Consider the following 13112-nt stretch of genomic DNA (forward strand, 5'->3'; position numbering starts at 1 on the left):
TATGGAAGGTTTCATTGTAGATTTCAACGACACAATTATGACACATGAGTTTATAGAAGAAGTACCCGATGATATTAAGTATTGTGCTGTGATTCTAAATCCAGAAGGAGAATACGATTTGCTTTCTTGGGATAAAAAGGAAGAAGGTGTATCGCCGATTAGATATCAGGAAGAGCTAATTGTTAAATGGCAAAAGAACAGGATTCAGTTTAGAATAGGTGGGATGAAAAAGCTATATAATGTAATTAGAGAGGATGATGAGGTGATTTTAGTGGCACACGATACTTATGTTAACACTAATTGGTAAAAAGCGATGGAAGACGAAAGTTCGATGGTAAAAATATTTACAGGAAGTGAAATTGCCGCAATGCACTTAAAAGGAATCTTAGAAGAGATTGGCCTACCTGTTAAGATTCGGAACGACTATCATGTTGAACTTACTGCTGGATTTGGTGGGGTTGCTGGATCGGCAATGGTTGATCTTTATATCCTCGAAAGAAATTTAGATAAAGCCCAGCCTATAATTGATGAATTTTCGCATGGCAAGCAATAATCTGTTTTGATAGAAAAAATTTATCTTAACTGCCGTTAAGAAAAAAGCATTGAAAGAAACTTCCTTAAATAATATCCAAGCCTGGAAACTCGCCCTGATTCCAGCGATCCTTGCATTCTTTTTATATGCAAATACTTTAGATCATCAATATGCTTTGGATGATGGCCTGGTCTTAATAAATAATACACTTGTTCAAGATGGTTTAGGAAGTCTAGGAGAGATCTTCACCACAAACATGCTTAATGGTATTAACGGATTTAATGGCGGTGTTTATAGGCCCACATTAATTGCCTCTTTTGCTTTGGAGGTGGAGCTTTTTGGAAACAATGCTTTTATCAGTCATCTCTTTAATGTTCTTTATTACGCGCTTAGCGTTTTCGTATTGGGCATTTTAATGTTCCGGTTGTTCAATAAGTACCATGTTCTCATTCCTCTTAGCATAACACTTCTTTTCGCTGTACATCCAGTTCACACGGAAGCTGTAGCGAATATTAAAGGAAGAGATGAAATCTTTGCGTTTTTATTTTCAATATCGAGTATGCTCTTTTTTATTAAGTACATCGATACTAACAAGCTATTAAATGCTGCATTAGGACTACTATTCTTCATGATATCTTTTATCTCGAAAGAAAGCGCCATAACGCTAATAGCGGTTATTCCATTGATGTTACATTTTTTCACGGATACAAACAAAGAAAAGATATTTAAAGTACTTGGTGCACTAGCAGCTGTAACAGCAATTCTTCTTTGGTGGCATCATCACGTTATTTCTGGTATGACAAGAGCCATGGATGATGGTATTGTGAGTGCCTTAAATAACTCTGTGGTATCTACAGATAGCCTAATTGAAAGATTAGCAACGGGAGCTTATATCCAGTTGCTATACGTGTGGAAGCTTATTGTGCCATTCTATTTAACCCACGACTATTCCTATAATCAAATACCTGTCGTTGGCTTATTTCATGCTAAGTCTTTAGGCGGATTGGCAGTAATTATAGGATTGCTGTTTGTCGCTTATAAAGGTTTGATGAAGAAAGACCCCATCTCTTTTGGCATCCTATTTTTCTTCTTCACCATAATAACGGTAGCTAATGTGCTCATGTATATTGGAGCCACTTTCGCGGAAAGGTTTTTATATGCCCCTTCTCTTGGCTATGCAATGGTAGTAGGTATGCTGCTTCCTAAATTAATGAGAGACAAAGTGCTTGATTTGTCTTCTGGAGTAATTCAAGTATTAAAGAATAATAAGATCTATGCTCTTGTTTTAATAGTGCTGCTGAGTCTATATGGAGCAAGAACGATTGACAGAAATAAAGATTGGGAAAACAACGATACCTTATTCTCTAATGATGTTAAGATTGCTACGGAAAGTGCACGGATACATTACAATTGGGGAACGGAATTGTATAGACAGGCTAACGATATTATTGATATAGAAAGGAGAAAGAATATGGCAGCAAAAGGAGCGGCCGAATTGGAAATGGCAGTTGCTATTTTCCCCGAATACTTAGATGCATGGAATAATCTGGGAAACTGTTATAAGTTAACCGAAGAGTACGACAAGGCCATCTTTTCGTTTAATTCAGCCCTTCAATTCGATCCGGGTTATAGCAAGGCATATTATAATGGAGGATTTGCTTTCTATGATGCTAAGGATTACAAAAACTGCATTACCTATCTATCTAATTACCTTCAATTAAAACAGGCCGATTATGGTTTATACTACCTAATAGGAAAGAGCTATGGTAACCTAGGTGATTTTGATAATGCGATAACGTACTTAAAGTTGTCTCTCACTTTAAAGCCGGATTACCTTACTGCAATGAAAGACCTGGGAGCAGCATATGGCATGAAGAAGGATTTTAAAAACTCCATAGAAATTTCTTTGAAGGCAATTAAGCAAGATCCGAATTCAATAAACGTTTTGAGAAATATAGCTGTAGGCTATTACAATTTAGGTGACGAGCCAAAATACATTGAGTACCTCGCAAGGTCTAAAGCAGCAGAAGAAGCTGCAAAACAGAAGTAAGCTTATTTAGATTTATCTAAAGCTTGCTCGATGTCTTTGATGATGTCAATGATGTCTTCTAATCCAACAGAAATACGAATAAGACCGTTTGAAATTCCAACCGCTGCTCTTTCTTCATCGGATAATTTGGAATGAGTTGTAGAAGCAGGATGAGTTGCAATTGTTCTTGTATCTCCCAAGTTGGCAGTTAGTGAACACATCTCAAGGTTGTCTAATAATTTAACACCTCTTTCCAATCCGCCTTTCACAGTGAATGTTACAACTCCACCACCAAGTCTCATTTGACGTTGTGCTATCTCAAACTGAGGGTGTGATTTCAATCCTGGATATTTTACTGTTTCAATATCTGGATGTGCCTCTAATATTTGTGCAAGCTTTAATGCATTTTCACAGTGACGATCCATTCGAACCGCAAGTGTTTCTAAACTTTTAGAAAGTACCCAAGCATTAAAAGGAGACATCGAAGGACCAGTTCTTCTGCAGAACATGTATACTTTTTCGATTAGCTCTTCATTTCCTAAAACGATACCACCCATTACTCTTCCTTGGCCATCAATAAATTTGGTCGCAGAATGACAAGATATATGAGCGCCGTATTTAATTGGCTGCTGCAAATAAGGTGTTGCGAAGCAGTTGTCTACATTTAAAATTAAACCATGTGCTTCCGCCAGGTTAGCTGCCCACTCTAAATCGATAATATCTAAACCAGGATTAGAAGGCGTTTCAATGAACAACATTTTCGTGTTCTTCTTGATATTCGCTTCCCATGTTTCTGGTTTGTCAACGTCTACATATGTGTATTCAATTCCGAATCTTGTAAGATCGTGTAGGATTAAGCTGTGGATAGAACCAAAAATAGATCTTGAAACTAAAAGGTGATCTCCAGCGCTAAGCAAAGCGGCGAAACTTGCGAAGATAGCAGCCATACCAGAAGCTGTTGCATGTCCTCTTTCAGCTTCTTCAAGTAAACACATTTTTGCTTCGAATTCGCTTGTATTAGGGTTCGAAAATCGGCTGTAAATGTTTCTATCGATTTCACCATTAAACGTAGCTCGCATTTCTTCAGCATCGTCGTAGCAGAAACTAGAAGTAAGATACATTGGCACAGAGTGCTCTTTCATCTGTGTTCTTTCAGCTTGCGTTCTTACGGCTTTCGTTTCAAAATTCTGGCCCATAATTTTATTTATTTAATGTGTAACTCGATGTAATTTTCGCAGTCTTTTCAATCATTCTACCAACCGAACAGTATTTGTCTACGGATAGATCGATGGCGCGTTTCAATCTGTTTTCATCTACATCTCCTGTTACGTTGAATTCAATATTAATCTCATCGAATATAGAAGGAACAGCATCTACACGAGATGCGGTGATTACAACCTTGTATGTGTCTACAACTTGTTTTTGCTTTTTAAGGATGTTTAGAACATCAATAGAACTACATCCACCTAATCCCATTAGAACCAATTGCATCGGACGGGCACCAGCATTTACACCACCTATTTCTGGAGATCCATCCATAGAAACCACATTACCGGTTTCGTTGGTAGCCTCCATATGCATGGCATCGTTTACTCTATTTATTTCGATCTTCATTTTAGTTCATAAAAGGTTTGATGATGTCTGTAAGTAATCCTGTTTCTGTAAGGAACCCATCGTGACCAAATTCAGAATCAATCTCTTTGTAAACGGCGTTACCTAGTTTTTCAGCCAAATAAATTTGCTCAACAATTGGAGATAATAAATCACTTCTAGTTCCTATTACTAGCGTATTTGTTTTAATGTCTCCAAGTACTTTTTCTATACTATTTCCTCTTTTCCAAGCTACGTTATGTGCATCCATAGCTTTGGTTAAGTACCAATATGAGTAAGCATTAAAGCGATTCAATAATTTTCGCCCTTGATAATGAATGTATGATGCAGCTTTAAAATCTTCAATTTTAGGCTCTGCGTCTAATTGCTTTTCTTGGAAAATCTCGTAATTACGGTAAGTCAAGATACCTATTGCTCTTGCCAACTTTAATCCGTTCGATGCCGCCTTAATATCTTTCTCCCCCCATGTCTTATCATTTTCAATTGCCATTCTTTGGGTAGTATGAATAGCAATTCTCCAAGCCGATTCTTGTGCGCCTGTAGAAATGACAACCATTTTTTCAAATACTTCAGGTTCGATGATTGCCCATTCTAAGATTTGTGAACCACCCATCGAGCCAGCCATACCGAGGCTAATTTTCTCAATCCCTAGATGCTTTCTAAGCATAACATGCGCTTTAGCGATGTCACGCATTGTGATCATTGGAAAATCTAAAAAGTATGGCTTGCCAGAATCTGGGTCAATACTAGTTGGACCTGTAGAGCCAAAACATGAACCGATGATGTTAGCGCAAACCACAAATTTATCGGGACCAATTAGTTTGCCATCGCCAAATAATCCGCCCCACCAATCTTCAACATTAGAGTTTGCCGTAAGCGCGTGACAGACCCAAACAACATTGCTTTTATCTTCGTTAAGCTCGCCATATGTGTGATAGGCGATTTCTATGTTGTTGAGACGCTTACCGCAATCTAAGTGTAGCGTGCTCTCGGTTTTAAATAACTCTTTTGCCATTATTCTTGTTAATTATAAATGCAATCCACATTCAGTTTTTCTCGAATCCATCCATCTTCCTTGACGACCTTCTCCTTTTTGGGTACAATGTGTACAGCCAACGGAAGAATATCCAGTATCCTTCATAGGGTGAAAAGGAAGATCGTGTTCTTTAATGTAAGCTTCGCTTTCTTCTTGGGTTAAATCTATTAATGGATGGAATTTGATTATGCCATTTTTTTCTTCGAAAACTTTAAGTCGACTTCTGTATCTACTTTGCCAAGACATTAAGCCAGACACCCAAACTTTGTGGTTTTCTTTAACTTTTTCTAAAGGCTCCACTTTGTTTATTGAGCAGCACAGGTCTACATCCTTTGTCCACGTTTCGTCTTTAGTAGTAAATTCATTTTTCCAATCTTCCGGATAAATATCTACTACATTAAGACCAAAACGATCAATTAGATCTTGCTTGTACTTTAATGTTGCTTCGAAAAGATAGTGTGTATCGATAAAGTGAATTGGTTGCTCTTTCTTAATCTGATTAAAGATGTGAATCATTAGAATAGAAGTGATCCCAAATGAAGAAGTAAGTAATACATCTTCCATCTCGAAATCGTTGTACAACTCCTTGATACGTTCCTCGTAGTTGAGGTCCTTATACTTTGCGTTTATATTGTCTAATTCTCCCATCGTCTTAGTTAGAAGCTAATGCTTCACTTGCTTGTGAAAGATAAGCGTCAATGCCACCTTTCAAATTATACAAGTTATTAAACCCATGTTGTTCTTGAAGTAGACGAATAGCTCGCTCACTTCTTTTGCCAGATTTACAATGGATAATTACTCTCTTATCTCTTGATATTTCTTTGTGCCTAATTTTAACTTCATTTAGAGGAATTAACTCTCCTTCTATGTTGTTTACGGCGTATTCTTCGGGATTACGAACATCAATTATTTGAATCTGTTCCTTCCCATTAATTAGGTCTACTAGTTCAGAAATATTGATTTCGTTTAAAGAATCTTCAAGTCCTTCATGAAGTACATTAACACCACAAAAGGCTTCGTAATCTATAAGTTCTTTTACTGGTGATGTATCTTCGTTTTTACTAAACTTAATCGTTCTTGATTCGGCTTTTAAAGCGTCAAAAATGAAGAGCTTACCAGAAAGAGGTTCGCCTATTTCTGTAATAACCTTTATTGTTTCGTTGGCTTGCATGGTGCCAATTATTCCTGGAAGAACACCAATTACACCACCTTCTGCACAACTTGGTATTGAATTAGGTGCTGGTGGCTCTGGAAATAGGTCTCTATAGTTTGGTCCTCTTACTCCATCAACTAATAAGTTGAAGACAGAAACTTGTCCTTCAAAACGATAGATAGAAGCATAGATTAAAGTCTTGTTGGCGATAACACAAGCGTCGTTAATTAAATAGCGAGTAGGAAAGTTATCCGAACCATCGGAAACGATATCGTACTCTTTTATTATTTCTAAAGCATTCTTAGAGGTAATCTTTTCATAATAAGTCTTAACCGAAATAGAAGGATTTAATGCTTCTAGTTTATTCTTAGCAAGCTCAACTTTAGACGAACCTATTTCGTTGTCAGTAAAAAGAATTTGACGGTGGAGGTTACTTCTATCCACAACATCAAAATCAATAATGCCAATAGTGCCAATTCCGGCCGCTGCCAAATAAAGTAAAACAGGACTGCCTAAACCACCACTTCCAATAACCAGTACTTTGGCATCTTTCAGCTTTTGCTGACCCTTCAATCCCATTTCCGGCAAAATAATTTGACAGTTGTATTGCTCTAATTCTTGTGAATTAAATGCAGACGAGGAATTATTTAGATTAGCAGTAGGCACGATTAGTTTTGTTGCTCTTCTTTTTCTTTTAAGACCAAAATTTGAGTAAGATCATTAAGTGCTTTTGCCTTTTGGGCTAAGTCACCTTGTATTCTATCTCTTAAAGCATGTAGATTCTCGATGCTGTCATCCATCTCATCCGGAAGGTGTTCTTCGAAATATTGACGTAATCTTTTTGCAACCACAGGTGATTTCCCGTTTGTTGAAATAGCAATTTTTAAATGCTTCTTGTTTACAATAGAACCAAAGTAGAAATCACATAAGCCAGGGGTATCAACCACATTTGTTAAGATGCGATACTTCTTACCCATCTCTTTGATTTCAGCATTCACCTCTTTATTGTTAGTTGCTAAAATCATCATGTCTACTCCATGTAAGTCAGGCTCCTCAAAAGAACGCTCTGCTACTTCCACATTTGCATGTTGAATAGCAAATCGCTCAAAGGCATCGCTCACCTTTTCGGCAACCACTTTAATCCTTGCTTTAGGAGAACTGGCTATCAAAACGGTTAGTTTTTCTAGTCCAATGTTACCGGCACCAACAATAAGAGTATCCCACTCTTCCAGTTTAAGAAAGAGGGGAAAGAGATTATTTCTATCTGAAGAAATGCTCATGATCTGTTTATACAGTTGCTTTTTCGCGAGCCGACATGTCTTTAACTTGCGTTAAGAATGCATTAGCTTCTTCTAAATATTCTTTAGCGAAGCTTTCTGTAGGCTCGTTTTGATTAATTCTAAGAACAGCTGTTTCAAAATCCGAAGACATTGTGATCTCACCAGTACTTACAAAATGATCGTTGAAATCTTTAATAATACCTGTGTGCGTATTACATTTCACGTCTTTTGAAAGCAATGAAGCTTTAGCTCCTTGGATAAATACACTGTACGAATGGTAAATTGCATCTGCAAACTGACCAGCTTCTAATGCTTCTTTTGCCCAATGATGTTTTTCATCACCTTCATATAAAAGAGTAGAAACTAAATCAATAATTACACCGGCACATTCTCCAACTCCAATTTCCATTTTGAATTTATCTTTGCTTCTCCAATCGAACAATTCATGTTCTTGAATCGTCTCAAGGTTAGCTAGAGGAAGTAACAATTCGTAGAAATAGTTTTTCTCTTTTCGTTGGTAGTAGTCGTTAAAATACTCGCCATCGTTAGCGTTTTTCTCGAAATCATCTAATAAGAATCTTACTGCATCTGGCACTCTTCTTGAAGGAACCTTGATTACTTTGTCGGCAATTGATCCTTGTCCGTCAAGCTCAACACCACCACCTAATAACAACATCATTGCAGGTATAACTACATTGTTGTTTTTAAATGAGCTGCCGTGTAAGCCAATGTTTGCAATGGTATGCTGTCCACAAGCATTCATACAACCACTGATTTTGATAGTCAATTTCGTATCAAATATTAGATCGTAATATTCTTCTTTGATTACTCTTTCAAGTTCAGTTGCCATTCCATAGCTACTTCCAATTCCTAAGTTACAAGTATCTGTTCCTGGGCAAGTAGTAATGTCCATGATAGAATTAAATCCTGGAGTTGCAAGTTCTAATTCGTTAAGTGCATTGAAAACAGATTTTAAATTCGCATCTGGTACAAAACGTAAAAGGAAACCTTGTCCAACAGAAATTCTGAAATCATCATCCGCAAATTTGGTAACGATATCACCGAGTTTTCTAGAAGTCTCAGTAGTTAAGTTACCTAAGGAAACTTTAATACTTACGCTGTTAAAACCATCTTGCTTTTGCTTTTTAACGTTAGTTCTAAACCAATCCTCGTAAAGTTTTTCGTCAGAAAGAGTTACTTCTTCTGTAACAAGAGCAACGTTTGGAATAGGCTGATCAACACCATCAATTTCAATGGTTTGATTTTCTAATGTTTTCATTTCGATTTTAACCAATCGCATGAATTCCTCTAATCCCATCTTCTTTAACAAGAACTTAAGACGTGCTTTTTGTCTACTTGAACGTTCGCCATTTCTGTCAAAAACTCGAATAGCTGCATCGGTAAATGGAATTAACTCATTGGTTGGTAAGAAATCAAAAGCTAGTAATGCGTGAATTGCTTGCGATCCTAAACCTCCACCAAGCATTACTTTAAATCCTCTAACGCCATCTTTAATTTTAGGAATTAGTCCTAAATCGTGCATAAACGAAAACGCAGTGTCTTGATTACTTGACGAGAAAGATATTTTAAACTTTCTACCTAGATCCTGACCAGGAGAGTTTCTTAATAAATACTGAAAACAAGCTTCAGCATATGGAGTAACATCAAACGGCTCATCTGGATCGATACCAGCATTGATAGAGCCAGTAATGTTTCTTACTGTGTTACCACAAGCTTCTCTTAAGGTAACTTCTTCCTTTTCTAATTCTGCCCAAAGCTCAGGAGTTCTATCTAAACTCACATAGTGAATTTGAATATCCTGACGTGTAGTAAGGTGAATTTTTTGAGTAGCGTATTCATCTGCTACATCACATATCTTGTTCAATTTGGCAACAGTTAATTTACCATAAGGAACTTTAATGCGGATCATTTGAACGCCTGGTTGACGTTGACCATATACCCCTCTTGCTAATCGAAGACTTCGGAATTTCTCCCCATCAATTTTCCCATTATGGAACTCTTCGATCTTATTAGCTAAATCTAAAATGTCTTTCTCTACTATTGGATTATTTAAATCTTCAAGTTCGGATCTGAAACTTTTCATAGTACTAGTGTTATAAATAAAAAAACCCTTCCATCTGGAAAGGCTACATATCTTGTTATAATTTCTTTAATGATTTACAATCAAATATTGATATAGCCCTTCTTTAAGCATTCGTGCAACAACACATTGCGCTGCAACAGCAATAAGCCCTATAAGTAATATTTATGATCGTTCTCATACCTACAAAATTAAACTTATTTCATAAAAATAACAAGTGTGCCCTTTGGCTATTATATATAAGACGAATTAAACCCAAATATCTGGCATCAGTTGTACTAAATTTTTATTGTGGAAAGTGATTTATCAAACGGTGATGGGTGTTGAAACTGATAATTTTTAAACTTGCAGGCAACGAAAAGGAAGGCCTGGCTGTCTTTAAGGTAACGACAAACTAAAAAGCGGATTTGAAAATGAAAAATGTAATTAATAGAAATTCAAGTCAGATGAAAAATACAAACTTTTACGAAACCAAGGTATACAAGATAGCTGTCACAGTTGGACTGTTTGTTCTTTTTATAATACTGATGGTTAGGAACATAGGATAGAAATTAGGATAAAGTAAAGATGTAGATTTAACTTAACTGCTGCTACTTCAATACATTGTCCAGGTTGATAATACTCCAGATTTTGGGATTATTTAGATTAATTGTTTAATATTTAATATTCTTTTTAGCAATGTTGCCAAGAATTACTCGAAAGAGATTCTCTTTGATAGAGAAACAAGTATTGAAATTACTTAGCATAACTAAGTCGTTAATTAAAGAACAAAAGACGAATGTCTTCCCAAGGAAAAGAGGAAAAATTAGTTTCGGGATGTTTGAAGGGCTTAGAAAGTTACCAGAAGGAACTTTATTACACCTATTTGAATAAGATGACGGCGATTTGTTTTCGATATACTAAGAATAGAGATGAGGCATCGGATGTGTTGCACGAAGGCTATATAAAAGTGTTTAAGAATTTAGGCCAGTTTAGCTTTCAGGGTTCGTTAGAAGGTTGGATAAAAAGGATTATGGTGAACACCGCCATTAATCATTACAAGAAGAATATTCGTCAAAATGATATTGCGAGACTTCAAAATGAGGATGGGGAAGAAATTTCAAAATATCTGGTTAGTGACGAACAAATATTAGAGAACATATCTGTAAAAGATCTAATGAATCTAATTAAAGAATTATCTCCTGCGTATCAAATGGTTTTCAATCTATATGCCATTGAGGGATATTCGCATAAACAGATAGCGGAAGAATTAAAAATTAATGAATCGACGTCTCGTTCTAATTATTTAAAAGCGAGAAAGAAGATGCAGGAAAAAGTTTTAGAACTTAATAAAGTTCAAGAAGAGTATGGCGGATAGCGATAATATGAAAGACGCTTTCGAGAACTTCGAAATGGATCCAATCGATAGTGGTTGGGACAATCTTCGTGAGAAGATGATGAATGAAGGAATTGAAAGTAGGAAAGAGGAAAAGGACCGGAAGGGCTTTTTCTATATTCTTGCGTCTATACTTTTATTGGGGTTAGGATTCTTATTCTTCTCAGATTCATCGTCGGATAAAGAAGAAAAACAGGCTATTTCAGATTCTGTTGTAGAAAGTAATACGACATTAGCTCCAGAGGAAGAACCAAGTACTCCATCAATTGAGATGGAATCAGAAAGTATTAAGGAATCAACTTCTACGGAGATTAGTTCAGATGTAATTCCAACTGCACCAATCACAATAGATCCACCAGTTGAATCTGCAGGAGAGTTGATTTTAAATAATGAGGGTGGGCAAGATTCTGTAATTGCTACTGCCATTGAAAATGTATATAAACCATATGTTGGTGAAGATTATAAAAACAACGAGGATGTTAAATTGAAGATGGGTAAGTTGAAGGAGGGAAAAGATCGAGTTTCCGAGAATGAGGAAAAACCAGAAGATCAGATCCAATCGAAGGACTATGTCGATACTAAAATGAAGGTTAAAGAGGATAAACCACCGAAGGAGAAAGTAGCAAGGTCTTGGGCTTTCAGTCCTTTCTTTTGTGCTGACTTGGCTGGGAATTCAGTTTCAACAGAAAGAGATCTGAATGAGTACACCAAGTTGAACAACTCTGCTTCGACAAAAGATGTCTTTACTTATACAACTGGTATTAATGTAGGAGTAGTATTAAGCGAAAAAGTAATTCTTCAATCTGGTGTTTGGTTAACGCAAAAGAAACCTGTAATAGCGACTATCGAGCTGAAAGATTCGGATGATAATTTTGTAGGTACTATAGATTACTATTATAATGGAAGGTATATGGATATTCCTTTACGAGTTAAAGTATATAGGGAAAACACCAAGTATTATAGTCCGAACGAGAATTTTAACTTTTTCTACACAGCTGGGGTAGTCTTTAATAAAGTGCTCAGAACAAGTGAGCCTAACTATTATGAAGAGGATATCGAAGGCGCAGGTTTTAGAGAAGTTATTCAATTTGAACGAGTAGGGTTAAGCCTTACAGCTAGTGGAGGAGTAGAGAGATCGTTTAATAGTCACTTCTCTGTCTTTGCGGAAATATTGGCGAAGAAAGGACTTACAAATGTGCTTAGTTCTGATTCAGGAACACCTTACCAACATCATAAAACGAAGTCTTATGGGGCTGCGTTAGGTGTTAGGCTAAGCTTTTAGGAAATGCCATCTAACAATAAAGAAGGGGTTTAATTACCCCTTTTTTATGGCCTAAATTTCGAGTAACATAAATATTGAATTTCAGCATACAAAAACATTACATTTATGTAATTATAAGATTGTGGATAGAGATTACTTAGATCAATATTATCGCGAAGAGGCGAAGAGAACCGAAAAACGGGGATCGTCTTTCGAAGACTTTGTGAATCGAGAAGCAGACGACGAGATCTTTAGGCTAAAGGACGTTGGAATAACCTCCAGAGTTCTTAATCATTGGAATAACAAGGGACTACTTATAACAAGAAAAGAAGAGAAGAATTGGAAACGGTTTTCTTTTGTAGATTTTGTTTGGCTATCTATAGTGGTCGAATTAAGAGATAGAGGCACATCACTTAGTGATATTAGAAGAATCAAATACGCTTTAAACGATAATGAGAATTTAGACAGAAGGTTCTATCAACAGAATTTTAGAGAAAATGATATGAGAACATACGATTTTCAGATGCCTTTGCTACAAGTATTAAGGACCTCAATTTTGAATTGTGTGAGTAATAATCAACAGACATTTTTAGTATGTACGAGTACCTCAGCAAAATTTGTTTCTGAGCCCTTTCAAGAATTTAGTGAAACATTTATTGCTATCTCGGTGCATAATATTATCGAAGAGTTAAAGAATAAGTTGGGAGATAAAATTGGGAAATAGAGGTTATTAA

The 13112-nt window shown here is 36.3% G+C and carries 12 protein-coding genes and 1 pseudogene; 6 read left to right on the forward strand and 7 right to left on the reverse strand.

Features of this window, described 5'->3' with window-relative positions; genetic code table 11:
- From HRT72_00875 to HRT72_00885, 3 genes are all read left to right on the forward strand, one after another.
- Positions 1-307 (forward strand): hypothetical protein (locus tag HRT72_00875; protein ID NQY66270.1); only part of this gene is annotated, 307 nt, incomplete at its 5' end.
- A 6-nt stretch (positions 308-313) separates the two neighbouring features.
- A complete protein-coding gene (locus HRT72_00880; GenBank protein ID NQY66271.1) occupies positions 314-553 on the forward strand; it encodes a DUF2007 domain-containing protein in 240 nt (79 codons plus the stop codon).
- A 49-nt stretch (positions 554-602) separates the two neighbouring features.
- Entirely contained in the window at positions 603-2582 is a 1980-nt protein-coding gene (locus tag HRT72_00885) for a tetratricopeptide repeat protein (GenBank protein NQY66272.1), read from the forward strand.
- Positions 2583-2584: 2 nt separating this feature from the next.
- On the opposite strand, the gene HRT72_00890 is transcribed toward HRT72_00885, so the two are convergent.
- The 7 genes and pseudogenes from HRT72_00890 to HRT72_00920 all read right to left on the reverse strand — a co-directional run bounded on the left by HRT72_00890 (position 2585) and on the right by HRT72_00920 (position 9745).
- Positions 2585-3757 carry an O-succinylhomoserine sulfhydrylase gene (locus HRT72_00890; protein NQY66273.1) on the reverse strand — a complete coding sequence of 391 codons (1173 nt, stop codon included), beginning with the start codon at positions 3755-3757 and terminating at the stop codon, positions 2585-2587.
- 4 nt (positions 3758-3761) lie between these two features.
- A complete protein-coding gene (locus HRT72_00895) occupies positions 3762-4175 on the reverse strand; it encodes an OsmC family protein (protein ID NQY66274.1) in 414 nt (137 codons plus the stop codon).
- Position 4176: 1 nt separating this feature from the next.
- Positions 4177-5187: a homoserine O-acetyltransferase gene (metX, locus tag HRT72_00900; GenBank protein NQY66275.1), complete on the reverse strand. Its 1011-nt coding sequence runs from the start codon at positions 5185-5187 to the stop codon at positions 4177-4179.
- Between the two features lie 12 nt (positions 5188-5199).
- Positions 5200-5856: a phosphoadenylyl-sulfate reductase gene (locus HRT72_00905; GenBank protein ID NQY66276.1), complete on the reverse strand. Its 657-nt coding sequence runs from the start codon at positions 5854-5856 to the stop codon at positions 5200-5202.
- A 4-nt stretch (positions 5857-5860) separates the two neighbouring features.
- A pseudogene (gene moeB / locus HRT72_00910) lies at positions 5861-6988 on the reverse strand (molybdopterin-synthase adenylyltransferase MoeB).
- 41 nt (positions 6989-7029) lie between these two features.
- Positions 7030-7641, reverse strand: a complete 612-nt coding sequence (locus HRT72_00915) for a bifunctional precorrin-2 dehydrogenase/sirohydrochlorin ferrochelatase (protein NQY66277.1) — start codon at positions 7639-7641, stop codon at positions 7030-7032.
- 7 nt (positions 7642-7648) lie between these two features.
- Positions 7649-9745 (reverse strand): HEPN domain-containing protein, encoded by a 2097-nt coding sequence (locus HRT72_00920; GenBank protein ID NQY66278.1) that lies wholly within the window; start codon positions 9743-9745, stop codon positions 7649-7651.
- A 775-nt stretch (positions 9746-10520) separates the two neighbouring features.
- On the opposite strand from HRT72_00920, the gene HRT72_00925 reads away from it, so the two are divergent.
- The 3 genes from HRT72_00925 to HRT72_00935 all read left to right on the forward strand — a co-directional run bounded on the left by HRT72_00925 (position 10521) and on the right by HRT72_00935 (position 13102).
- Positions 10521-11099 carry a sigma-70 family RNA polymerase sigma factor gene (locus HRT72_00925; GenBank protein NQY66279.1) on the forward strand — a complete coding sequence of 193 codons (579 nt, stop codon included), beginning with the start codon at positions 10521-10523 and terminating at the stop codon, positions 11097-11099.
- The gene (locus HRT72_00930) at positions 11089-12399 is read left to right on the forward strand and encodes a hypothetical protein (GenBank protein NQY66280.1); all 1311 of its coding nucleotides are present in this window, start codon (positions 11089-11091) and stop codon (positions 12397-12399) included. The genes HRT72_00925 and HRT72_00930 overlap by 11 nt, the downstream gene beginning before the upstream one ends.
- Positions 12400-12520: 121 nt before the next feature.
- On the forward strand, positions 12521-13102 hold the full coding sequence (locus tag HRT72_00935) for a MerR family transcriptional regulator (protein NQY66281.1): 582 nt from the start codon (positions 12521-12523) through the stop codon (positions 13100-13102).
- The last annotated feature ends 10 nt before the right edge of the window (positions 13103-13112 follow it).

It is taken from the genome of Flavobacteriales bacterium, from assembly GCA_013214975.1.
Classification (GTDB): Bacteria; Bacteroidota; Bacteroidia; order DT-38; family DT-38; genus DT-38.

What these genes read in the sequence shown, in the direction of transcription:
- HRT72_00880 (NQY66271.1), top strand. Translation starts at nt 314, where the DNA reads ATGGAAGACGAAAGTTCGATGGTAAAAATATTTACAGGAAGTGAAATT.
- HRT72_00890 (NQY66273.1), bottom strand. Translation starts at nt 3,757, where the DNA reads ATGGGCCAGAATTTTGAAACGAAAGCCGTAAGAACGCAAGCTGAAAGA.
- HRT72_00895 (NQY66274.1), bottom strand. Translation starts at nt 4,175, where the DNA reads ATGAAGATCGAAATAAATAGAGTAAACGATGCCATGCATATGGAGGCT.
- metX (NQY66275.1), bottom strand. Translation starts at nt 5,187, where the DNA reads ATGGCAAAAGAGTTATTTAAAACCGAGAGCACGCTACACTTAGATTGC.
- HRT72_00905 (NQY66276.1), bottom strand. Translation starts at nt 5,856, where the DNA reads ATGGGAGAATTAGACAATATAAACGCAAAGTATAAGGACCTCAACTAC.
- HRT72_00915 (NQY66277.1), bottom strand. Translation starts at nt 7,641, where the DNA reads ATGAGCATTTCTTCAGATAGAAATAATCTCTTTCCCCTCTTTCTTAAA.
- HRT72_00920 (NQY66278.1), bottom strand. Translation starts at nt 9,745, where the DNA reads ATGAAAAGTTTCAGATCCGAACTTGAAGATTTAAATAATCCAATAGTA.
- HRT72_00925 (NQY66279.1), top strand. Translation starts at nt 10,521, where the DNA reads ATGTCTTCCCAAGGAAAAGAGGAAAAATTAGTTTCGGGATGTTTGAAG.
- HRT72_00930 (NQY66280.1), top strand. Translation starts at nt 11,089, where the DNA reads ATGGCGGATAGCGATAATATGAAAGACGCTTTCGAGAACTTCGAAATG.